Annotated in this window: 22 protein-coding genes; 12 read left to right on the top strand and 10 right to left on the bottom strand. The window is 55.8% G+C overall.

What is annotated here, in order from left to right:
• Positions 1–30 precede the first annotated feature (30 nt).
• From RW65_RS05180 to RW65_RS22975, 5 genes are all read right to left on the bottom strand, one after another.
• Positions 31–1,668 carry a dihydroxyacetone kinase subunit DhaK gene (locus RW65_RS05180; RefSeq protein WP_039055610.1) on the bottom strand — a complete coding sequence of 546 codons (1,638 nt, stop codon included), beginning with the start codon at positions 1,666–1,668 and terminating at the stop codon, positions 31–33.
• Positions 1,669–1,752: 84 nt separating this feature from the next.
• The gene (locus RW65_RS05175; RefSeq protein WP_039055609.1) at positions 1,753–2,232 is read right to left on the bottom strand and encodes a hypothetical protein; all 480 of its coding nucleotides are present in this window, start codon (positions 2,230–2,232) and stop codon (positions 1,753–1,755) included.
• A gap of 60 nt (positions 2,233–2,292) precedes the next feature.
• Entirely contained in the window at positions 2,293–3,375 is a 1,083-nt protein-coding gene (gene lptG, locus RW65_RS05170; protein ID WP_039055608.1) for an LPS export ABC transporter permease LptG, read from the bottom strand.
• Positions 3,375–4,475: an LPS export ABC transporter permease LptF gene (gene lptF / locus RW65_RS05165; protein ID WP_039055607.1), complete on the bottom strand. Its 1,101-nt coding sequence runs from the start codon at positions 4,473–4,475 to the stop codon at positions 3,375–3,377. Before lptF ends, lptG begins: the two co-directional genes overlap by 1 nt.
• Before the next feature lie 62 nt (positions 4,476–4,537).
• Positions 4,538–4,588 (bottom strand): hypothetical protein, encoded by a 51-nt coding sequence (locus tag RW65_RS22975; protein WP_231564360.1) that lies wholly within the window; start codon positions 4,586–4,588, stop codon positions 4,538–4,540.
• Positions 4,589–4,741: 153 nt separating this feature from the next.
• Here RW65_RS22975 and pepA point away from each other — a divergent pair, with 153 nt between their 5' ends.
• From pepA to RW65_RS05150, 3 genes are all read left to right on the top strand, one after another.
• On the top strand, positions 4,742–6,253 hold the full coding sequence (gene pepA, locus RW65_RS05160) for a leucyl aminopeptidase (protein ID WP_039055606.1): 1,512 nt from the start codon (positions 4,742–4,744) through the stop codon (positions 6,251–6,253).
• Positions 6,254–6,455: 202 nt separating this feature from the next.
• On the top strand, positions 6,456–6,899 hold the full coding sequence (gene holC / locus RW65_RS05155) for a DNA polymerase III subunit chi (protein ID WP_039055605.1): 444 nt from the start codon (positions 6,456–6,458) through the stop codon (positions 6,897–6,899).
• A complete protein-coding gene (locus tag RW65_RS05150) occupies positions 6,899–9,754 on the top strand; it encodes a valine--tRNA ligase (protein WP_039055604.1) in 2,856 nt (951 codons plus the stop codon). Before holC ends, RW65_RS05150 begins: the two co-directional genes overlap by 1 nt.
• Positions 9,755–9,821: 67 nt before the next feature.
• On the opposite strand, the gene RW65_RS05145 is transcribed toward RW65_RS05150, so the two are convergent.
• Entirely contained in the window at positions 9,822–11,024 is a 1,203-nt protein-coding gene (locus RW65_RS05145; protein WP_052250276.1) for a YjgN family protein, read from the bottom strand.
• Between the two features lie 192 nt (positions 11,025–11,216).
• Here RW65_RS05145 and RW65_RS05140 point away from each other — a divergent pair, with 192 nt between their 5' ends.
• Positions 11,217–11,720: a GNAT family N-acetyltransferase gene (locus tag RW65_RS05140; RefSeq protein WP_039055603.1), complete on the top strand. Its 504-nt coding sequence runs from the start codon at positions 11,217–11,219 to the stop codon at positions 11,718–11,720.
• Positions 11,721–11,740: 20 nt separating this feature from the next.
• On the opposite strand, the gene miaE is transcribed toward RW65_RS05140, so the two are convergent.
• Both miaE and rraB read right to left on the bottom strand, forming a co-directional pair.
• Positions 11,741–12,499: a tRNA isopentenyl-2-thiomethyl-A-37 hydroxylase MiaE gene (gene miaE, locus RW65_RS05135; RefSeq protein ID WP_039055602.1), complete on the bottom strand. Its 759-nt coding sequence runs from the start codon at positions 12,497–12,499 to the stop codon at positions 11,741–11,743.
• A 45-nt stretch (positions 12,500–12,544) separates the two neighbouring features.
• A complete protein-coding gene (gene rraB / locus RW65_RS05130; protein WP_039055601.1) occupies positions 12,545–12,970 on the bottom strand; it encodes a ribonuclease E inhibitor RraB in 426 nt (141 codons plus the stop codon).
• Between the two features lie 98 nt (positions 12,971–13,068).
• On the opposite strand from rraB, the gene argL reads away from it, so the two are divergent.
• Together argL and argF (RW65_RS05125) are read left to right on the top strand one after the other, a co-directional pair.
• Complete coding sequence (gene argL, locus RW65_RS23340; RefSeq protein WP_231564358.1) at positions 13,069–13,164, top strand: putative translational regulatory protein ArgL; 96 nt, start codon at positions 13,069–13,071, stop codon at positions 13,162–13,164.
• Positions 13,134–14,138 carry an ornithine carbamoyltransferase gene (gene argF, locus RW65_RS05125; protein WP_039055600.1) on the top strand — a complete coding sequence of 335 codons (1,005 nt, stop codon included), beginning with the start codon at positions 13,134–13,136 and terminating at the stop codon, positions 14,136–14,138. The genes argL and argF (RW65_RS05125) overlap by 31 nt, the downstream gene beginning before the upstream one ends.
• Positions 14,139–14,178: 40 nt before the next feature.
• On the opposite strand, the gene RW65_RS05120 is transcribed toward argF (RW65_RS05125), so the two are convergent.
• A complete protein-coding gene (locus RW65_RS05120; RefSeq protein ID WP_039055598.1) occupies positions 14,179–14,631 on the bottom strand; it encodes a YhcH/YjgK/YiaL family protein in 453 nt (150 codons plus the stop codon).
• A 674-nt stretch (positions 14,632–15,305) separates the two neighbouring features.
• Here RW65_RS05120 and arcA point away from each other — a divergent pair.
• The 5 genes from arcA to RW65_RS05095 all read left to right on the top strand — a co-directional run bounded on the left by arcA (position 15,306) and on the right by RW65_RS05095 (position 20,491).
• Positions 15,306–16,526, top strand: coding sequence for an arginine deiminase (gene arcA, locus RW65_RS05115; RefSeq protein WP_039055633.1), 1,221 nt, complete (start codon positions 15,306–15,308; stop codon positions 16,524–16,526).
• Positions 16,527–16,535: 9 nt separating this feature from the next.
• Positions 16,536–17,453 carry a carbamate kinase gene (gene arcC / locus RW65_RS05110; protein ID WP_039055597.1) on the top strand — a complete coding sequence of 306 codons (918 nt, stop codon included), beginning with the start codon at positions 16,536–16,538 and terminating at the stop codon, positions 17,451–17,453.
• A gap of 12 nt (positions 17,454–17,465) precedes the next feature.
• Complete coding sequence (argF, locus tag RW65_RS05105) at positions 17,466–18,470, top strand: ornithine carbamoyltransferase (protein ID WP_039055596.1); 1,005 nt, start codon at positions 17,466–17,468, stop codon at positions 18,468–18,470.
• Between the two features lie 49 nt (positions 18,471–18,519).
• Entirely contained in the window at positions 18,520–19,923 is a 1,404-nt protein-coding gene (locus RW65_RS05100; protein WP_039055595.1) for a YfcC family protein, read from the top strand.
• Between the two features lie 91 nt (positions 19,924–20,014).
• Complete coding sequence (locus tag RW65_RS05095; protein ID WP_039055594.1) at positions 20,015–20,491, top strand: arginine repressor; 477 nt, start codon at positions 20,015–20,017, stop codon at positions 20,489–20,491.
• A gap of 3 nt (positions 20,492–20,494) precedes the next feature.
• Here the strand turns inward: RW65_RS05095 and RW65_RS23335 are convergent, their stop codons facing one another.
• Positions 20,495–20,611, bottom strand: coding sequence for a hypothetical protein (locus tag RW65_RS23335; RefSeq protein WP_502685543.1), 117 nt, complete (start codon positions 20,609–20,611; stop codon positions 20,495–20,497).
• On the opposite strand from RW65_RS23335, the gene RW65_RS22575 reads away from it, so the two are divergent.
• On the top strand, positions 20,591–20,728 hold the full coding sequence (locus RW65_RS22575) for a pyrBI operon leader peptide (RefSeq protein ID WP_156123971.1): 138 nt from the start codon (positions 20,591–20,593) through the stop codon (positions 20,726–20,728). The two genes, RW65_RS23335 and RW65_RS22575, sit on opposite strands and share 21 nt — an antisense overlap.

Raw genomic sequence — 20,728 nt, 5'->3', positions numbered from 1 at the left:
AAACCCGGCACGCAATGTGCCGGGTCTCTTTTAGTGGCTGATGGCGGCAAACACTTCCGCAATCGCAACAGCGCCCGGATCGCTGACCCCGGCCAGATTCTCACTGTTCACGTAGGACGATCGGCCGGCACCCGCTTTGTGCATGGTTGCAGTGCTGTCAGCGCCGGTTTTCGCCGCAGAAACGGCAGCCTTGAGCCCGCTGTCGCGCAGGGCTTCCAGCGCCGGTTGCAGGGCGTCGATCAGCGTGCGATCCCCTTGCTCCGCACCGCCATAATGTTTCATCTGTTTTAACCCCAGCAGCAACGCGTCCGGTAATGAAGTACCGTCCTGCACGGCCTGGCCTGCGGCGGTAAAGAAAATCGACATCAGCACGCCGCTGGAGCCGCCCATTACTGTTGCCAGTCGCTCACCTACCAGTTGCAGCAGTTGCGCGGTGTTATTTAGCGGCAGGGCGTTTTTCTCCAGCAGCTGTTTAATTTCACGCGCCCCTTCAGCAAAGGTCGAGCCGGTATCGCCGTCACCCACTTTCGCATCCAGTGCATTAAGGCGGTTCTCCAGGCCGATTAGGGTATCCACCGCTTTACTGACCAGCGCTTTAACCTGCGGGTTGTCGGAAGGCTCGATCTCCAGCCCGTCGTACACCGCGTTATGTTGCTGGGTTTTCATCGGCGCGAAGGGCACCGGTTTTTGCCAGCCGACGGTATGCACATCGGCGCAAATCGCTTGTTCAAAGGTTTCATTCAGGCGAAGCAGCGACAGAGAAAAGCCTTTCATATCCAGCGAACTGACCAGCGGCGCGGGGCCAATCAGATAAGCAATCTGATCTTTCAGCGCCGAGTGGGCCAGCTCTTTGGTCAGCAGCGCCATCTCCAGCGCCGACACGCCGCCGAGGTTATTAATCAGCACCGCCACGCGCTCGTTGCCCACTGCCGCCTGCAACGGTTGCACAAGGGTGTCGATTAGCTGTTTGCTGTTATGCGTATCCACGGTGGTTGCGCCCGGTTCGCCGTGAATACCGAGGCCCAGCTCAACTTTACCCTGCTGAATACGCCCCTCTTCGCTGTCGCCGCCCGGCAGATTGCAGGTCTCCATCGCCAGCCCCAGGCTGAATACGTTATCGCAGGCCTGGCGGGCGAGATCGCGCACTTCGCTCAATGATTTGCCCTGCTCGGCGGCATAGCCCGCAATCTTGTGTACTAACGCAGTTCCGGCAATGCCGCGCGGCTGTTTGTTGTCCGGCAGCGCGATATCGTCGGCAACAATCACCATTTCCACTTTCAGGCCGTAGCGCTTGGCTTTTTCCGCCGCAAGGCCGAAGTTCAGCCGGTCGCCGGTGTAGTTTTTAACGATCAGCAGGCAGCCGCGATCGCCAGTGACGGCAACAATGGCGTTGAGTACCGCGTCGACGCTTGGTGAGGCGAAAACGTCGCCGCAAACGGCGGCGGTGAGCATTCCTTTGCCGACAAACCCGGCGTGGGCCGGTTCGTGCCCGGAGCCGCCGCCGGAGATCACCGCTACGCGGCTTTTATCCCAGTCGGCACGGGCGACAATACGAATGGCGGGATCGATATCGAGGCGAACCAGGTTGCCGTGGGGAGCCGAAATGACCATGCCTTCAATGGCGTCATTGACCAGTTGTTTGCGGTCGTTGAAAAAGAATCTGGACATAAGTTTCCCAAAATATATTAATCGTTCTTAAAGCATAGTCCGCAGGATGCGGGACGGCGCAAAGAACAGATTTTACTGAGCGCTCTAGGGCACCCGACGGCCAAAATCCAGCGTGTAGCCGCGCGCGGTGCGCTGTTTATCAAGATAATGGCTCAGCATGATGGCGACGCTTATCCCCAGCGCCAGCAGCGCGCCGTGCAGCAGCATCGCAAGGTAGGAATCGAGCAGGATAAACCCGGCCAGCGCCGGAAGAAGAAAGAGTAACCCCAGCTGTTCAAGCAGCTTTTGCGCTGCGGCAAAACGCGCCAGCACCCGGTCGGCCTGCGCCTCCTGCGCTGAACCGCGCCGCACGGTACCTACCTGCTGCGCCAGCGTATCCGCACGCTGAATCAGCCATGTCGCAAGCCCCAGCGTGATAACGGTTAACAGCAGTTCAAATACCAGCAGCACGCTGTCGCCAAGAGCAGAAAGCCGCCACTGAGCCCCCAGCACCGCCGCAGTAAAAAACACGCTCAAGATGCTGGAGAGAAAGAGGGTCAATGTTGATATCAGCCGTGACAACATGGGCAGCTCCTTGCCGACACGCATAGAAAAAAGAAGAGAGGCCGTAGCCTCTCGTCTTGTTTAACTTTTTCGCATCATCAGCCACAGGCTGAGGAGGAAGAAGCTGGCGCTGGGCAGCAGCGCGCCGAGCACCGGCGGAATGCCGTAGACCAGCGTTAGCGGGCCGAAGATCTGATCCAGCACGTAGAAGACAAAGCCGAAGCTGATACCGGTGACCACGCGCACGCCCATCGGCACGCTACGCAGCGGGCCAAAGATAAACGACAGCGCCATCAGCATCATCACCGCCACCGACAGCGGCTGGAAGATTTTGCTCCACATATTAAGCTGGTAACGCCCGGAATCCTGGCCGCTCGACTTCAGGTATTTCACATAGTTGTGCAAGCCGCTGATCGACAGCGCGTCCGGGTCCAGCGCTACCACGCCGAGTTTGTCCGGCGTCAGCCTGGTCTCCCAGATGCCGCTCACGGTCTGCGCACCGGTCACCTGTTTTGGATCCGTCAGATTAGACTCATCTACCTGCGATAGATGCCAGTTTTTCTCGTTCGGATCGAACTTCGCCGACGCGGCATAGCGTACCGACTGCAAACGACGCTCTTTATTGAAAGAGTAAATGCTGACGCCCGCCAGCTCATCGTTGTTTTTAACCCGCTCGATGTAGATAAAGTTATTGCCGTCTTTTGCCCACAGGCCCGCCTGGGTGGAGAGCAGCGAACCGCCGTACATGGATTGAGCACGCTGGTTACGCGCCATTTGCTCGCCCTGCGGCGCAACCCACTCGCCAATCGCCATGGTCAGCAGCACCAGCGGAATCGCGGTTTTCATCACCGCCAGCGCCACCTGCATACGGGTGAAGCCGGAAGCCTGCATCACCACCAGTTCGCTGCGCTGTGCCAGCATTCCCAGCCCTAACAGCGCGCCAAGAAGCGCCGCCATCGGGAAGAAGATCTGGATATCTTTCGGCACGCTGAGCAGGGTGTACATCCCCGCGCCCAGCGCGTCATAGCTCCCCTGCCCGGCTTTTTTCAGCTGATCGACAAACTTAATAATGCCGGAGAGGGACACCAGCATGAACAGCGTCATCATGATGGTGGTAAAGATTGTTTTACCGATATAGCGGTCAAGAACGCCAAAAGCCTGCATTATACCGCTCCTCTACGGGTAAAACGGGCGCGAATCCGGCGCATCGGCACCGTATCCCACAGGTTCAGCAACACCGCCAGCGCTAAATACGCCAGGTTAACCAGCGACATCCAGACCATCGGATCCAGTTTGCCTTTTGCGCCGTTCGACCGCAGCGTGGTTTGCAACAGGAAGAACACCAGATAGAGCAGCATCGCTGGCAGCATGGAGAGTACGCGGCCCTGACGCGGGTTAACCACGCTCAGCGGGACTACCATCAGCGCCATCATAAACACCGTAAAGATAAGCGTTAAGCGCCAGCTCAGCTCGGCGCGCGCGTGCGGCGTATCGGTTTTATACAGCGTGCGCATATCCATCTGCTCGGTATCGGAAGGATCGAGGGCTACCGCCTGATGGCCGACTATCGCCTGATAGTTCTGGAAATCCGTAATGCGGAAATCGCGCAGCATCGCGGTGCCCTCAAAACGGGTACCGCTATTCAGCGTGACCACCTGAGAACCATCTTTTTGCTGCGACAGGTGACCGGAGTCCGCCAGCACCACCGATGGGCGGGCTGAGCCTTTCGGGCGTAGCTGGGCGAGGAACACCTTGGTGAAGTTTTTGCCTTCGACGCCTTCAATAAACAGCACCGAGTTGCCGTCGCTCGCCTGCTGGAACTGTCCCTGCGCCAGCGCCGCCATACCGGGGTTGGCTTTAGCATCCGCCAGCACCTGATCCTGGTGGCGGGAAGACCACGGGCCTGCCCACATCACGTTAGCCGACGCGAGCGCACCGGTAAACATTGCCAGAATAAGCGCCGCTTTGACCAGCACGCCACGGCTCAGGCCGCAGGCGTGCATCACGGTAATTTCGCTCTCGGTATAGAGTTTGCCCAGCGTCATCAACAGGCCGAGGAACAGACTCAACGGCAGGATAAGCTGCGCCATTTCCGGCACGCCCAGCCCCAGCAGCGAGAGCACGAGGTTCGTCGGAATTTCGCCTTCGGCGGCCGCGCCCAGAATCCTGACCAGTTTCTGACAAAAGAAAATCAGAAGCAGGATGAATAGGATCGCAAGCTGGCTTTTTAGGGTTTCCCGAACCAGATATCTTATGATTATCACTTTAAATACGCCCGTAAAAAGCAGTGTTTCGCAGGAATTTAGCTTGTTTCATGGCTTAAACGTCATTTATGCTCTTGAGTCGTCGAAATCATCGCTAAGATTAATATGCTCAGCGGACACGTGCGTAAGGCCCGATTCTGACGTGCCAAAAGCGAAGCAACATTAAGATTAACACGAAGTCACCGCAACAGCGGACACGCGTTACGAAAGCTTGCAATTCTATCCGTAGCCGCCGCCGTTGTCTTTAAGATTCAGGAGCGTAGTGCATGGAGTTCAGTGTAAAAAGCGGTAGCCCGGAGAAACAGCGGAGTGCCTGCATTGTCGTCGGCGTCTTTGAACCGCGCCGTCTCTCTCCCATCGCCGAGCAACTCGATAAAATTAGCGACGGCTATATCAGTGCGCTGCTGCGTCGCGGGGAACTGGAAGGCAAGCCGGGACAAACCCTGCTGCTGCACCACGTACCGAACGTCCTCTCCGAACGTATTTTGCTGATTGGCTGCGGCAAAGAGCGCGAACTCGATGAGCGCCAGTACAAGCAGGTGATCCAGAAAACCATAAATACGCTGAATGATACCGGCTCCATGGAAGCGGTGTGCTTTCTGACCGAGCTGCATGTTAAAGGGCGTAACACTTACTGGAAGGTGCGTCAGGCCGTCGAGACCGCCAAAGAGAGCCTCTACAGCTTCGACCAGTTGAAAACCAACAAAAGCGAGCCGCGCCGCCCGCTGCGTAAAATGGTGTTTAACGTGCCGACGCGCCGTGAGCTTACTAGCGGCGAACGCGCGATTCAGCACGGTCTGGCGATTGCCGCAGGCATTAAAGCGGCGAAAGATCTCGGCAATATGCCGCCGAACATCTGTAACGCAGGCTACCTGGCCTCGCAGGCGCGCCAGCTGGCGGATACCTACAGTAAAAACGTGGTCACCCGCGTGATTGGCGAGCAGCAGATGCGCGAGCTGGGCATGCATTCTTATCTCGCCGTCGGCCAGGGTTCACAAAACGAATCCCTGATGTCGGTGATTGAATATAAAGGCAACCCGGCAGAAGAGGCGCGTCCAATCGTGCTGGTGGGTAAAGGGCTGACCTTCGATTCCGGCGGTATCTCCATCAAGCCTGCCGAAGGCATGGATGAGATGAAGTACGATATGTGCGGCGCGGCGGCGGTGTACGGCGTGATGCGCATGGTGGCTGAACTGCAATTGCCGATCAACGTGATTGGCGTGCTGGCGGGCTGTGAAAACATGCCGGGCGGGCGCGCTTATCGTCCGGGCGACGTGCTGACCACCATGTCCGGTCAAACCGTTGAGGTGCTGAACACCGATGCGGAAGGCCGTCTGGTGCTGTGCGACGTGCTGACCTACGTTGAGCGTTTCGAGCCGGAAGCGGTGATTGACGTCGCCACGCTGACGGGTGCCTGCGTGATTGCTCTGGGCCATCACATCACCGGTCTGCTGTCGAACCACAACCCGCTGGCCCATGAGCTGATTGGCGCTTCCGAGCAGGCAGGCGATCGCGCATGGCGTTTGCCGCTGGGCGATGAGTACCAGGAGCAGCTGGAGTCCAACTTTGCGGATATGGCGAATATTGGCGGCCGTCCTGGCGGTGCAATTACCGCTGGCTGCTTCCTGTCGCGCTTTGCCCGCAAGTACAACTGGGCGCACCTGGATATTGCCGGGACCGCCTGGCGCTCCGGTAAAGCCAAAGGCGCCACCGGTCGTCCGGTCGCGATGCTGTCGCAGTTCCTGCTGAACCGCGCCGGGTTTAACGGCGAAGAGTAAGTTTCTGGCCGGGCAATAAGACTTCTCTCCCCTGAGATTTCGCATTGCGTGCGGTGACAACGAAGCCAATCGCCGGCCACAGTTTACTGTGGCCGGTGTGCATGCGAATCTGGCGAAACAGATTTTCACGCTGCCCGCAGCGGCCGCTTTTCGGGCGAGCCGGATGAATGCGCGGGCAACCTGTAAGACAACGGGTAGAGAGATGAAAAACGCAACATTTTACCTGCTGGACAACGATACCAAGATTGATGGCTTAAGCGCCGTCGAGCAGCTGGTGTGCGACGTTGCCGCAGAACGTTGGCGTAACGGTAAACGCGTGCTGATTGCCTGTGTCGATGAACAACAGGCGATTCGTCTGGATGAAGCGCTGTGGGCGCGCCCGGCGGAGAGTTTTGTGCCGCACAATCTGGCGGGCGAAGGGCCGCGCGGCGGCGCGCCGGTAGAGATTGCCTGGCCGCAGAAGCGCAACAGCAGCCCGCGCGATATTTTGATTAGCCTGCGCGCGGAATTTGCAGATTTTGCCACCGCTTTCACAGAAGTGATAGACTTCGTTCCTCATGAAGATTCTTTGAAACAACTGGCGCGCGAACGCTATAAAGCGTACCGCTTAGCTGGTTTCAACCTGAACACGGCAACCTGGAAATAATGGAAAAGACATATAACCCCAAAGATATCGAACAGCCGCTGTACGAGCAGTGGGAAAAGCAGGGCTATTTCAAACCGAACGGTGATGAAAGCCAGGAAAGCTTCTGCATCATGATCCCGCCGCCGAACGTCACCGGCAGTTTGCATATGGGCCACGCCTTCCAGCAAACCATCATGGACACCATGATCCGCTACCAGCGCATGCAGGGTAAAAACACCCTGTGGCAGGCGGGTACCGACCACGCGGGGATCGCCACGCAGATGGTGGTGGAGCGTAAAATTGCCGCCGAAGAGGGAAAAACCCGCCACGATTACGGTCGCGATGCCTTTATCGAAAAAATCTGGCAGTGGAAAGCAGAATCCGGCGGCACCATTACCCGTCAGATGCGCCGTCTCGGTAACTCCGTAGACTGGGATCGCGAACGCTTCACCATGGACGAAGGCCTCTCCAACGCCGTGAAAGAGGTGTTTGTCCGCCTGTATCAAGAAGATCTGATTTACCGTGGCAAGCGCCTGGTGAACTGGGATCCGAAACTGCGCACGGCGATTTCCGATCTGGAAGTGGAAAACCGCGAGTCGAAAGGCTCGATGTGGCATATCCGCTACCCGCTGGCCGATGGCGCGAAAACCGCCGACGGTAAAGATTATCTGGTGGTGGCAACGACACGTCCGGAAACCCTGCTCGGCGATACCGGCGTGGCGGTCAACCCGGAAGATCCGCGCTACAAAGATCTGATTGGCAAATTCGTGGTGCTGCCGCTGGTCAACCGCCGTATTCCTGTTGTTGGCGATGAACACGCCGACATGGAGAAAGGCACCGGCTGCGTGAAAATTACCCCGGCCCACGACTTTAACGACTATGAAGTTGGCCGTCGTCATAAACTGCCGATGATCAACATCCTGACCTTCGACGGCGATATCCGTGAAAGCGCGCAGGTATATGACACCAACGGTAACGAATCCGACGTCTATCCGGCGGATATCCCGGCAGAGTTCCAGAAACTGGAGCGCTTTGCCGCACGTAAAGCGGTGGTTGCCGCCGTTGACGCCCTTGGCCTGCTGGAAGATGTTAAACCCCACGATCTGACCGTACCGTACGGCGATCGCGGCGGCGTGGTGATTGAGCCGATGCTGACGGACCAGTGGTACGTTCGTGCCGATGTACTGGCGAAACCGGCGGTGGAAGCCGTAGAAAACGGTGATATCCAGTTTGTGCCGAAGCAGTACGAGAATATGTACTTCTCCTGGATGCGCGATATTCAGGACTGGTGTATCTCCCGCCAGCTGTGGTGGGGCCACCGTATTCCGGCGTGGTATGACAGCGAAGGCAACGTTTACGTGGGCCGCAACGAAGAAGAGGTGCGTCAGGAGAACAACCTGGCCGCCGATGTCGCTCTGCGCCAGGACGAAGACGTGCTGGATACCTGGTTCTCCTCCGCGCTGTGGACCTTCTCGACCCTCGGCTGGCCGGAAAACACCGACGCGCTGCGTCAGTTCCACCCGACCAGCGTAATGGTCTCCGGCTTCGACATTATCTTCTTCTGGATTGCGCGCATGATCATGATGACCATGCACTTTATCAAAGATGAAAATGGCAAGCCGCAGGTGCCGTTTAAAACCGTCTATATGACCGGTCTTATCCGCGACGACGAAGGCCAGAAGATGTCTAAATCCAAGGGCAACGTTATTGACCCGCTAGATATGGTCGACGGTATTTCCCTGCCGGATCTGCTGGAAAAACGCACCGGTAACATGATGCAGCCGCAGCTGGCGGAGAAAATCCGCAAGCGCACCGAGAAACAGTTCCCGAACGGCATTGAGCCGCACGGCACCGACGCCCTGCGCTTCACCCTGGCGGCACTGGCCTCGACCGGTCGCGATATCAACTGGGATATGAAGCGTCTGGAAGGTTACCGTAACTTCTGTAACAAGCTGTGGAACGCCAGCCGCTTTGTGCTGATGAATACCGAAGATCAGGATTGCGGTTTCAACGGCGGCGAAATGCAGCTGTCGCTGGCGGATCGCTGGATCCTTGCGGAGTTCAACCAGACCATCAAAGCCTATCGCGATGCGCTGGATAGCTACCGCTTCGATATTGCCGCGGGCATTCTGTATGAGTTCACCTGGAACCAGTTCTGCGACTGGTATCTGGAGCTGACCAAACCGGTAATGACCGGCGGTTCCGAAGCGGAGCTGCGCGGTACGCGTAACACGCTGGTGACGGTGCTGGAAGGTCTGCTGCGCCTGGCGCACCCGATCATTCCGTTTATCACCGAAACCATCTGGCAGCGCGTGAAAGTGCTGAAAGGCATTACCGCCGATACCATCATGCTGCAGCCGTTCCCGCAGTACGATGTGGCGCAGGTGGATGAGAAAGCGCTGGCCGATACCGAGTGGCTGAAGCAGGCCATCACAGCAGTGCGTAATATCCGTGCCGAAATGAACATCGCACCGGGTAAACCGCTGGAGCTGCTGCTGCGTAGCGCAAGCATCGATGCACAGCGTCGCGTTAACGACAACCTGAGCTTCCTGCAATCGCTGGCGCGTCTGGAGAGCATCACCATTCTGCCTGCCGACGATAAAGGCCCGGTATCGGTGACCAAAATCGTGGACGGCGCAGAGCTGCTGATCCCGATGCTCGGTCTTATCGACAAAGAGGCGGAGCTGGCGCGTCTGGCGAAAGAAGTGGCGAAAGTGGAACAGGAAATTGGCCGCATTGAAAGCAAGCTGGGTAACGAAGGCTTTGTCGCCCGCGCGCCGGAAGCGGTCATTGCTAAAGAGCGTGAAAAACTCGATGGCTACGCCGAAGCGAAAGCGAAACTGATTGAGCAGCAGGCGGTTATCGCCGCCCTGTAATCAACAGGCAATAAAAAAGCCGGGCCGCAGTTTATTGCGATCCGGCTTTTTTTTATGACTGCAGAAATTAAAACGCCGCCGGATAGAACGACAGACCGCGCGCCAGCAGGTTGGCCGGATCTTTCGCTGGCTGAATGCCATGGTTTTCCAGGGGCAGCGTTTGCAGATCGCCATGCACATGGCTGTTTTCCAGCAGGTAGCGGGTCATACGCACCTTCGCCCACGGCCAGGCCAGAAACAGCGTTACGCAGCACACCAGCAGGTTAGTCACGGCAATCCAGAACATCCGCCCCATCTTCACCGTCGATGAGAAACGAATATCCCCTTCCAGCACCATCTGCCCGTAAACATAGGCACGCAGTTTCACAAAGGCGAACAGGAAACAGATAATCGCCCCGGCAATATAGATCAGGTAGCTCAGGACGAATGTGCCATAAAGGGAACTCATCATCAGCGCCATTTGCTGCGGATCGCCGCTTGCCTCGTACATATATCCCGACAAGCTTATTAACGTCGGAGCAAAGATAAGCGCCGATACCACAATAAACGGCACAAAGAGCAGCATCGCTAATAGCACAATAGTGATGCATTTTTTCATGGAAATATCGGCGGAGAATTTCAGCGTGCCGTAATGCAAATTATTCACCAGCATACCAAACCATTGGGCGGCAAATACACCCTGCATAATCGCCACGCCGAGCAGTAATACCAGCGTACCGATCACCATCATGGTGATAATAGCGCCGTACGAGCCGCTGCTTAAAGCCGTGGTGGTAAACAGCGAGAACACCACCACCGAGGCAATAATAATCAGCAGCGGGCAGCCCATCATCACCCACCAGGCGCGCAACGGGCTGGCGTAAAAATTAAAGCGTACGCCGTTAATTTCCGTCATCAGCATTTGATAACGCAGCCCTTGCGTTATCAACCACGGGAAGAAGATCAGGAACAGACCAACCATACAGACCAGTAAAAACACATTGTCATAGGCGGCATTGATAATGAAAACCGCATACAGCACGAACAGGCACAGCCAGCCGACGAAGATAGAGCGACCGGTGGCGTGATAAGAAAAACGCGCCCCGTCAAGATCGGTATTTTCATAAAAATAACGACGCGCACGCACCATCGCCCACGGCAAATATAACCCCAGCGTTACCAGGGTCAGTAAAATATTAACTAACCAAATGACAAAATAACCTTTCCCACTGCCATAAAAGGAAAAATGGCGCACGGGCGTGGCCACAGAACCAGACGTTTCGGAAGTCATAACAATCCTTATTGTAAAAAAACCAGCACAGGTGCAGTTAACCACCACAATATTGCGAAATGGTTATCTCCACTATTAAGTCTAAATGGCGGCCGGGCAAAAAAATAGCGCCCAATATTCCTGGTCTTGCCAGAAAGGCCTCAGAGTGGTATTAAGCAGGATCTCCTTATCACCGCAAAACAGAGTGCAGAGATGAATATTACCGCACCGGTAGAGGTAAAAATGCGCCGGATTGCTATCGCCGACAATGCCGCCATCGCCTCGGTGATCCGCCAGGTTTCGGCAGAATATGGTCTGACCGCCGATAAAGGCTACACCGTTGCCGACCCCGAACTGGACGAGCTTTATCAACTCTATAGCCGTCCGGGTTGCGCCTATTGGGTGGTTGAGCAAAACGGCGAAATCGTCGGCGGCGGCGGGGTTGCGCCGCTGAAATGTAGCGAGCCGGATATCTGCGAACTGCAAAAGATGTATTTTCTCTCCCGCGCCCGCGGGCAAGGGCTGGCGAAAAAACTGGCGCTGTTAGCGATGGAACACGCCCGCGCCGAGGGCTTTAAGCGCTGTTATCTGGAAACCACCGCCTTTCTCACCGACGCCATTGGTCTGTATGAGCACCTCGGCTTTGAGCATATCGACGGGCCCCTCGGCTGCACTGGCCACGTGGACTGCGAAGTGCGGATGCTGAAAACCCTGTAATTACACAATCCGGCGTGGCGTTAGACCGGCACGCCGCTGTGAAAGCGAAACTCCGTATCTGGCGTTGAGATCAGCGCCGCTTCCACCTCACCGAAAAAACGCACGCGCGAGCTGATATCGGTGGTGGAAATCTGCTGTGCCAGCGCCAGGTAATCCTGATAGTGGCGCGCTTCCGAGCGCAGCAGCGACAGGTAGAATTTCTGCAAATCCCCCTCCAGCCACGGTGCCAGCGCGGCGAAACGCTCGCAGGAGCGCGCTTCGATATAGGCCCCGCAAATCAGCTTATCCACTAACGTCAGCGGTTCATGAGTGCGCACCTCTTTTAGCATCCCTTTCGCGTAGCGGCTGGCGGTGATTTTGACGTAGGGAATATTACGCGCCTGCATCGCCTCGCGAACCTGCCAGAAGTGGTGCAGCTCCTCTTTAATCAGCAGCACCATACTGTCGATTAACGCCTGTCCCCACGCATCGTCGGTCTGCGGCATCACGCTTTTGCCGATCTGCTTATGCAGGGCGACGAAATCCGGCTCCGGCCCTTCGCGGAAGGTAAATTCTTCATAGGGTTTTAGCCACGCCAGCAGCGCCTCGGAGCCGCTTTTATCCGCCACATAGCGACGCACCAGCAGCATGGCGGTTTGCGCCGCTTTCAGTTCGCAGACCATATGATCCGTTAACAGCAGAGGCAGCATCGCGGGACTCCGGGCTTTATCGAGCCAGGCTTGCGGTGTGGGGCAGTGCAGAAAGTGTAAAACCGGGGAGAGTATTTGCGGGTAATCCATAGCCGTTCCTTGCATTGCGGCAGCAAGGGCTGCCGCAATATTCACTCAGTGACGCACGCCGTTGTCTTCTTCGTCAACGTAATCCTCGTCATCTTCGTCGTCGCCCTCTTCGGCGTTCGGATCTTCGTAGTAGGTTCCCCAGCCGTCATATTCAACTTCGAACTTCTCTGCGAGGTTGAGCAGCTGTTCTACCTGCGCGTCAATCAGATCGGCGTTCAGCGCGCTTTCGCTCAGCACGTCGCAGCAGATAACCACTTCGCCGTCTTCCAGCTCCAGCTCTTCAGGATCCGTTACTTCATAGCCCAGCTTGAAGGCCTCAACGGCGGCTTTTTCCAGCGTTTCGATATCATCTGCCGACAGGTGATGCTCAATGGTGTACAGCGCATCAGGATCGCTACCATCTTCCAGCAGCTCTTCAATAATCAAACGTGTCTCTTCACGCTGTTCTTCCAGGTGTTCCGGGTTCGCCATGGCTCGTTCCTCTTCAATGTGGCAGTTACACTTATTGTCACACACCACCGGCATTGCCTCCACTCCCCGCCGAAAAGATTTATCCGTCGGGGTTGCAAATGAATATTCATACATATAAATTGAATTTTAATTCAATAATTGGCCTAAGCCATGTGAGGAAAACATGTCTGCGCTTTACCAAAAACATTTTTTAAAACTGCTCGATTTTACCCCCGCTGAGATTAACGCCCTGCTGCAACTCGCCGCCCAGCTAAAAGCGGACAAGAAAAAAGGCCAGGAAGTCCAGAAGCTTACCGGCAAAAACATCGCGCTCATCTTCGAAAAAGACTCAACCCGCACCCGATGCTCTTTCGAAGTTGCCGCTTACGATCAGGGCGCCCGCGTCACGTGGATTGGCCCAAGCGGCAGTCAAATCGGGCATAAAGAATCAATAAAAGATACCGCGCGCGTGCTGGGACGTCTTTATGACGGCATTCAGTATCGCGGCTACGGCCAGCAGATTGTCGAAACCCTGGCGCAGCACGCGGGCGTACCGGTGTGGAATGGCTTAACCAATGAGTTTCACCCGACGCAATTGCTGGCGGACCTGCTGACCATGCGCGAGCACCTGCCGGGCAAAGCCTTTAATCAGATGAAACTGGTGTATGCCGGGGACGCGCGTAACAACATGGGTAATTCGATGCTGGAAGCCGCCGCGCTGATGGGGCTGGATTTAAGGCTGGTTGCGCCGAAAGCCTGCTGGCCGGATGCGAGCCTGGTGGCAGAATGCCAGGCGCTGGCGGTGAAAAACGGCGGCAATATCCTGCTGACAGAAGATATCGCTAACGGCGTGAAGGATGCCGACTTCATCTATACGGATGTGTGGGTTTCGATGGGCGAAGCGAAAGAGAAGTGGGCGGAGCGGATTGCGCTGCTGCGGCCTTATCAGGTGAACAGCAAGATGCTCTCGCTGACCGGCAACCCGCAGGTTAAATTCCTGCACTGTCTGCCCGCCTTTCACGATGAAAAAACCACCCTCGGCCAGCAAATGGCGCAGGAATTTGATCTTAAAGAGGGTATGGAAGTAACGGATGAGGTGTTTGAATCGTCGGCGAGCATCGTCTTCGATCAGGCGGAAAACCGCATGCACACCATTAAAGCGGTGATGGTCGCCACCCTCAGCCAGTAACGAAAGCAGCCCGGTTGCACACGCAGACCGGGCTACGCGCTTATGCTACCAGCAGTTTAACCACCACTTTACGCACCTGCGCCGGCGCGTTGACCGCACACAGCGGTTTGTGAACTTCGCCCGGCCAAAAGACCACGAAATCCCCTTCGCTTAACACCACGGTTTTTTCCTGCTCGCCCTGCGGCAAGAAAGCGATATCTTTATCCGCCAGCCAGTCGGTATCCGGCGCGCCGGCAGGCAGCGTACTAAAGGTCATGCCTTCTTCGCCTTTCAGCACAATCTGGATATCCAGGTAACGCGCATGATACTCGGCGCGTCGCTCCGCAAACGGCTGGGTCATATCTTCCGAGACTAAAAAGAACAGTCGGTTGCCATCGATATCATGTTTGCCGGTGGGTGTGGCATCAGTAACGTGCTGTTTAACGTGTTCGATAGCCTGGCGCAGCTCTTCCGGCAGCCACGGCTGTAAGTGATGAATGTTGCCAACGATCATGATTTAACCCTCAACTAAAACATTGTTTCATTTTTAGCTGTTATACGAGAATTCACCCTGCCATACCACCACTTTTTATGGCCGAAGTGTGTCGATGCATGTTTATGGGAAAATATGTTATATGTCTGTTAAACCGTGCTGGGTTTTTATGCAGCAACTCTGCATATTCTAAGCAGTGTAAAGCGTTGCGGCACCGCTGACCGACTGAAAGATAAGCTTTTATTAAAATAAACATCCCGTGTTCACACTTTAGCGCTCCGTTTATTTGCCCACATATTCACTGGTTATTTCTCTTTTTCTGTGGGAGGCACACAAGTTTATGCATTTATATGCATAGTTATTCCCAATCATGCATAAAATCGCTATTTATCAGCGGGTTATATATGCTAATAATTTTATCCGACACAACAAAATAATAACAAGCTTAAATAATAGCGGCAATTAATGCGTAGTCATTCATTCGGCAAATTTCGCTAATTCGCTGTTCTCTGATGCGAATCATGCAATTGAACGACGGCGCGTTAATATGCAATTCGACGTGACCACAATCACATCATTAAATTATGTGGCTTCTACTATAAGCCGTGAAATTAATCGCTATTGACGCGCAATGAAATTAATCCATGTTCATTGCCCGTCCCTTTTTTATTCTGAAAAACGTTAAAGGAATAATTATGGAAAAGCATTATGTCGGTTCTGAAATAGGTCAATTGCGTAGCGTAATGCTACATCGACCCAATTTAAGCCTGAAACGGTTAACGCCATCGAATTGCCAGGAGCTGCTGTTTGATGATGTGTTATCCGTCGAGCGCGCCGGGGCAGAACATGACGCCTTTGCCAATACCCTGCGTGAACAGGGTGTCGAAGTGCTGCTGTTAACCGATCTTCTTACACAAACCATTGATATTCCTGAAGCCAAAGCCTGGTTGCTGGAGATGCAGCTTTCCGATTATCGCCTTGGTCCGGCTTTCGCCACCGACGTGCGCGGCTGGCTGGCGGATATGCCACATCGTGAATTGGCCCGGCGGCTCAGCGGCGGTTTAACCTTTGGTGAGATCCCGGCATTTATTAAAAATATGGTGGTGGATATCCATACGGCGAATGATTTTATTATGAAGCCGCTGCCGAACCATTTATTTACCCGCGATACATCATGCTGGATTTATAACGGTGTCTCTATTAACCCGATGGCCAAACCTGCCCGACAGCGCGAAACCAATAATCTACGCGCCATTTATCGCTGGCATCCTGAATTCGCCGATGGGGAATTTATTAAATATTTTGGCGACGAGATTATTAATTATGACAAAGCCACGTTAGAAGGCGGCGACGTATTAGTGCTGGGCCGCGGCGCAGTATTAATTGGCCTCTCTGAACGCACCACGCCGCAGGGCGTAGAGTTTCTCGCCACCAGCCTGTTTAAACATCGCCAGGCCGAACGCGTTATCGCCGTTGAACTGCCGAAACACCGCTCCTGTATGCATCTCGACACGGTGATGACCCACATCGATATCGACACCTTTTCCGTCTACCCCGAAGTGGTTCGCAAGGATATCCAGTGCTGGACGCTGACGCCGAACGGGCGCGGCGGGCTACATCGCACCCAGGAGAGCGATCTGCTACACGCCATAGAAAAAGCCCTCGGCATCGATCAGGTGCGACTGATTACCACCGGTGGCGACGCGTTTGAAGCTGAACGCGAACAGTGGAATGACGCCAACAACGTCCTCACGCTGCGCCCCGGCGTGGTGGTGGGCTACGAGCGAAATATCTGGACCAACGAGAAATATGACAAAGCCGGGATCACCGTGCTGCCGATCCCCGGCGATGAACTGGGACGCGGGCGCGGCGGCGCACGCTGTATGAGCTGCCCCCTGCAACGCGACGGCATTTAAGGAGCCATCATGGAGAGAAAACCGACACTGGTTGTCGCGTTGGGCGGCAATGCGCTGCTGAAACGCGGCGAACCGCTGGAAGCGCATATTCAGCGGCAGAACATTGATATTGCCGCGCGCACCATCGCCAGCCTCACCGCCCAGTGGCGGGTGGTGCTGGTACACGGTAATGGACCGCAGGTTGGGCTACTGGCGCTGCAAAACAGCGCTTACGACAAAGTGACGCCCTATCCCCTCGATATTCTCGGTGCCGAAACGCAGGGAATGATCGGCTACATGCTGCAGCAGTCGCTGAAAAACATCCTGCCCCAGCGCGAAGTCAGCGTCCTGCTCACTCAGGTCGAGGTGGACGCCGCCGATCCGGCCTTCAGCCATCCGAGTAAATACATCGGCCCGGTCTACAACGAGGCGCAGGCACACGCTTTGCGCGAGGAAAAAGGCTGGGAATTTAAAGCCGACGGCAGCTGGTTTCGCCGCGTTGTCCCCTCCCCACAACCGAAACGCATTGTTGAGAGCGACGCCATTAGCGCGCTGATCGCCCGCGATCACCTGGTTATCTGCAACGGCGGCGGCGGCGTGCCGGTGGTGGAAAACGCCAATGGCTATCGCGGTATTGAAGCGGTGATCGACAAGGATCTCTCGGCGGCGCTGCTGGCGCGGCAAATCGAAGCGGACGCGCTGCTGATCCTGACGGATGCCGATGGGGTGTATCTCGACTGGGGCAAACCGACACAGCGCCCGCTGGCGCAGGTGACCCCGCAAATGCTGCAAGGCATGGAATTCGACGCCGGTTCGATGGGGCCGAAAGTCGCCGCCTGCTGCCAGTTTGTTGAGACCTGTCGCGGCATTGCGGGCATCGGCGCGCTGGCGGACGGTCCGGCAATCCTCGCCGGGGATAAAGGCACCTTAATTCGTCACAGCTTATAAAAAGGAAAATATATGACTATCAACCTGAAAAACCGCAACTTTCTTAAACTGCTCGATTATACCCCGGCAGAGATCCAGCACCTGATCGATCTGGCTATCACTCTCAAAGCGGACAAAAAAGCGGGACGCGAAAAGAAAACGCTGGTCGGCAAAAATATCGCGCTGATCTTTGAAAAAAGCTCCACCCGCACCCGCTGCGCCTTTGAAGTGGGCGCGTTCGATCAGGGCGCGCAGGTCACCTATATCGGCCCAAGCGGCTCGCAGATCGGCCACAAAGAGTCGATGAAGGATACCGCCCGCGTGCTGGGACGCATGTATGACGGCATCGAATATCGCGGCTACGGGCAGCAGATTGTTGAAGAACTGGGCGAATATGCAGGCGTGCCGGTGTGGAACGGCCTGACTAACGAGTTTCACCCGACGCAGATCCTCGCGGACTTGATGACCATGCTGGAACATGCGCCGGGTAAAACCCTTGCCGAGCTGAGCTTTGCTTATCTTGGCGACGCGCGCAACAACATGGGCAACTCATTGATGGTCGGCGCGGCAAAAATGGGCATGGATATCCGCCTGGTAGCACCGAAATCCTTCTGGCCGGAGGCGGCGCTGGTTGAACAGTGCCGCGCCATCGCCCAGCAGACCGGCGCACGCATCATGCTGACGGAGGAGGTGGAAGAAGGCGTGCAGGGCGTTGATTTCCTCTATACCGACGTGTGGGTATCGATGGGCGAGCCGAAAGAGGCCTGGTCCGAGCGCGTCAGCCTGATGACGCCCTACCAGGTCAACAGCGCAGTGGTGAAAGCCACCGGCAACCCGCAGGTGAAATTTATGCACTGCCTGCCGGCGTTTCATAACGAACACACCACCGTGGGCAGCGAGATCGAAATGGCTTACGGCCTGAAAGGGCTGGAAGTGACGGAAGAGGTTTTCGAATCGCCCAACTCCATCGTCTTTGACGAAGCAGAAAACCGCATGCACACCATTAAAGCGGTAATGGTGGCGACGCTCGGCGACTAACTACTGTCCCGGCGCGCCGGACGGTGCGCCGGGATTTAAGGAACACATTATGGGCAAGTTTAAATTCCCTTCTGCTTACACCATTCTTTTTTTTCTTATTGCCGTCGTCGCGGCGCTGAGCTGGATTATCCCTGCCGGGCAGTATCAGATGGCAATGAACCCGGCTCTTGGCAAAGAGGTGCCGATCGCCGGAACCTATGCTCACGTTGCCGCACAGCCGCAGGGAATAGTGGCGGTGCTAATGGCACCCATTAGCGGCCTCTACGATCCCGAAACCGGCAAGGCAGGCGCTATCGACGTGGCGCTGTTTATTCTTATCATCGGCGGCTTTCTTGGCATCGTTACCAAAACCGGCGCGATTGATGCCGGAATCGAGCGTGTCACCACCCGCCTGCGTGGTCGCGAAGAGTGGATGATCCCGATCCTGATGGCGCTGTTTGCCGCAGGCGGCACTATCTACGGCATGGCGGAAGAGTCGCTACCGTTTTATACCTTGCTGGTGCCGGTGATGCTGGCGGCGCGCTTTGATCCGGTGGTCGCCGCCTCAACGGTGCTGCTCGGTGCCGGTATCGGCACTCTCGGCTCGACCATCAACCCCTTCGCCACGGTGATCGCCGCCAACGCCGCCGGTATCCCCTTTACCCAGGGCATCGGCCTGCGTTTAATGCTGCTGGTTGTCGGCTGGATTATCTGCGTCGGTTGGGTTATGCACTACGCCCGCAAAGTGCGCGCCAACCCGGCGTTATCGATAGTGGCCGATAAACACGACGAGAACCACGCCTTTTTCCTCGGTAATAAGTCCGAGGAGGCGCTCGAATTCACCCCGGTGCGCAAAGTGATTCTACTTATCTTTGCGCTGGCTTTCGCCGTGATGATTTATGGCGTGGCGGTACTCGGCTGGTGGATGGCGGAGATCTCGGCGGTGTTTCTGGCGAGCGCCATTATCGTCGGTTTAATTGCCCGCATGAGTGAAGAGGAACTCACCTCAACATTTATTAACGGCGCGCGAGATTTGTTAGGCGTTGCGCTGATTATCGGCATTGCCCGCGGTATCGTAGTGATCATGGATAAGGGTATGATTACCCATACGATTTTACACAGTGCCGAAGGACTGGTCAGCGGGTTATCCAGCGTTGCGTTTATCAACGTGATGTACTGGCTGGAAGTGGTGCTGTCGTTCCTCGTCCCCTCTTCTTCTGGTCTTGCGGTGCTGACGATGCCGATTATGGCGCCGCTGGCCGATTTCGCGAACGTTAACCGTGACCTGGTGGTGACCGCCTACCAGTCCGCTTCCGGCATCGTCAACCTGGTGACCCCCACCTCGGCGGTGGTGATGGGCGGGCTGGCTATCGCCCGTGTTCCCTATATGCGCTACCTGAAGTGGGTGGCTCCCTTGTTGGCAATCTTGACCGTGGTGATCATGGCCGCACTGAGTCTTGGCGCCCTGATCTAGCGCGCCGGGTGGCGCTTTGCTTACCCGCATCTCGGCCCGGTAAGCGAAGCGCTGCCGGGCGTTTTTTGGCAACCAGAACGGGAAAAAGAGGATGGAACACGGAGATTATTCACCGAAAGAGCAGCTACAGCTGGCGGTCTGCCAGCGTCTGATTAGCGAAAAAAGTTATCTTTCACAGGAGGAGATCCGCCGCGATTTGCAGCATCACGGCTTCGAGAGTATCAGCCAGTCCACCGTTTCCCGTCTGCTGAAGCTGCTCGGCGTAATTAAAATCCGCAACGCCAAAGGACAAAAAATTTATTCGCTCGATCCGCAGTTACGTCCGGTGCCGGACGCCGCCCGCTCGGTTTGTGAAATGGTGGTCTGCGTCGAGCATAATAGCGAATTTATCCTTATCCACACCGTAGCGGGATATGGCCGCGCCGTGGCGCGAATTCTCGATTATCACCAGTTACCGGAGATCCTCGGCGTGGTGGCGGGAAGCAGTATCGTCTGGGTCGCGCCGCGGGTGGTGAAGCAGGCGGCACAGGTGCATAAGAAAATTAATTATTTACTCAAAACGCATTAATATTCATAGAGAACCGATTGCAATGCCTAAAATGTGCATCAAAACCTTGATCCGCGAAAACAGCTGCGTATAATCCGGGACAATTTGCCGGGAGGAAGCATGGTCCAGTGTGTACGACAAACTCGCTCACCGCGTCTGAAAAAAGGCGCTGACCTGCCGTTTTCCTTCCCGCCGATCGCCGAATCCTATAGCCCCTCTTTTGAGGGGCTTTTTTTTTGCGCCGTCGTCAGGAGATAA

Source organism: Enterobacter sp. Bisph1, assembly GCF_000814905.1.
GTDB lineage: Bacteria > Pseudomonadota > Gammaproteobacteria > Enterobacterales > Enterobacteriaceae > Kosakonia.
The sequence above is the reverse complement of the archived record's forward strand: the minus strand, read 5'-3'. Positions and strand labels throughout refer to the sequence as shown.

Excerpts from the sequence above, each read along its gene's own strand:
- RW65_RS05120 (WP_039055598.1), bottom strand. The coding sequence starts at position 14,631 with ATGATCGTTGGCAACATTCATCACTTACAGCCGTGGCTGCCGGAAGAG.
- rraB (WP_039055601.1), bottom strand. The coding sequence starts at position 12,970 with ATGGCGAACCCGGAACACCTGGAAGAACAGCGTGAAGAGACACGTTTG.
- argF (WP_039055600.1), top strand. The coding sequence starts at position 13,134 with ATGTCTGCGCTTTACCAAAAACATTTTTTAAAACTGCTCGATTTTACC.
- arcA (WP_039055633.1), top strand. The coding sequence starts at position 15,306 with ATGGAAAAGCATTATGTCGGTTCTGAAATAGGTCAATTGCGTAGCGTA.
- RW65_RS05180 (WP_039055610.1), bottom strand. The coding sequence starts at position 1,668 with ATGTCCAGATTCTTTTTCAACGACCGCAAACAACTGGTCAATGACGCC.
- arcC (WP_039055597.1), top strand. The coding sequence starts at position 16,536 with ATGGAGAGAAAACCGACACTGGTTGTCGCGTTGGGCGGCAATGCGCTG.
- RW65_RS22575 (WP_156123971.1), top strand. The coding sequence starts at position 20,591 with ATGGTCCAGTGTGTACGACAAACTCGCTCACCGCGTCTGAAAAAAGGC.
- RW65_RS05095 (WP_039055594.1), top strand. The coding sequence starts at position 20,015 with ATGGAACACGGAGATTATTCACCGAAAGAGCAGCTACAGCTGGCGGTC.
- RW65_RS05100 (WP_039055595.1), top strand. The coding sequence starts at position 18,520 with ATGGGCAAGTTTAAATTCCCTTCTGCTTACACCATTCTTTTTTTTCTT.
- pepA (WP_039055606.1), top strand. The coding sequence starts at position 4,742 with ATGGAGTTCAGTGTAAAAAGCGGTAGCCCGGAGAAACAGCGGAGTGCC.
- argF (WP_039055596.1), top strand. The coding sequence starts at position 17,466 with ATGACTATCAACCTGAAAAACCGCAACTTTCTTAAACTGCTCGATTAT.
- RW65_RS05140 (WP_039055603.1), top strand. The coding sequence starts at position 11,217 with ATGAATATTACCGCACCGGTAGAGGTAAAAATGCGCCGGATTGCTATC.
- RW65_RS05150 (WP_039055604.1), top strand. The coding sequence starts at position 6,899 with ATGGAAAAGACATATAACCCCAAAGATATCGAACAGCCGCTGTACGAG.
- RW65_RS05175 (WP_039055609.1), bottom strand. The coding sequence starts at position 2,232 with ATGTTGTCACGGCTGATATCAACATTGACCCTCTTTCTCTCCAGCATC.
- miaE (WP_039055602.1), bottom strand. The coding sequence starts at position 12,499 with ATGGATTACCCGCAAATACTCTCCCCGGTTTTACACTTTCTGCACTGC.
- RW65_RS05145 (WP_052250276.1), bottom strand. The coding sequence starts at position 11,024 with ATGACTTCCGAAACGTCTGGTTCTGTGGCCACGCCCGTGCGCCATTTT.
- lptG (WP_039055608.1), bottom strand. The coding sequence starts at position 3,375 with ATGCAGGCTTTTGGCGTTCTTGACCGCTATATCGGTAAAACAATCTTT.
- holC (WP_039055605.1), top strand. The coding sequence starts at position 6,456 with ATGAAAAACGCAACATTTTACCTGCTGGACAACGATACCAAGATTGAT.
- argL (WP_231564358.1), top strand. The coding sequence starts at position 13,069 with ATGAATATTCATACATATAAATTGAATTTTAATTCAATAATTGGCCTA.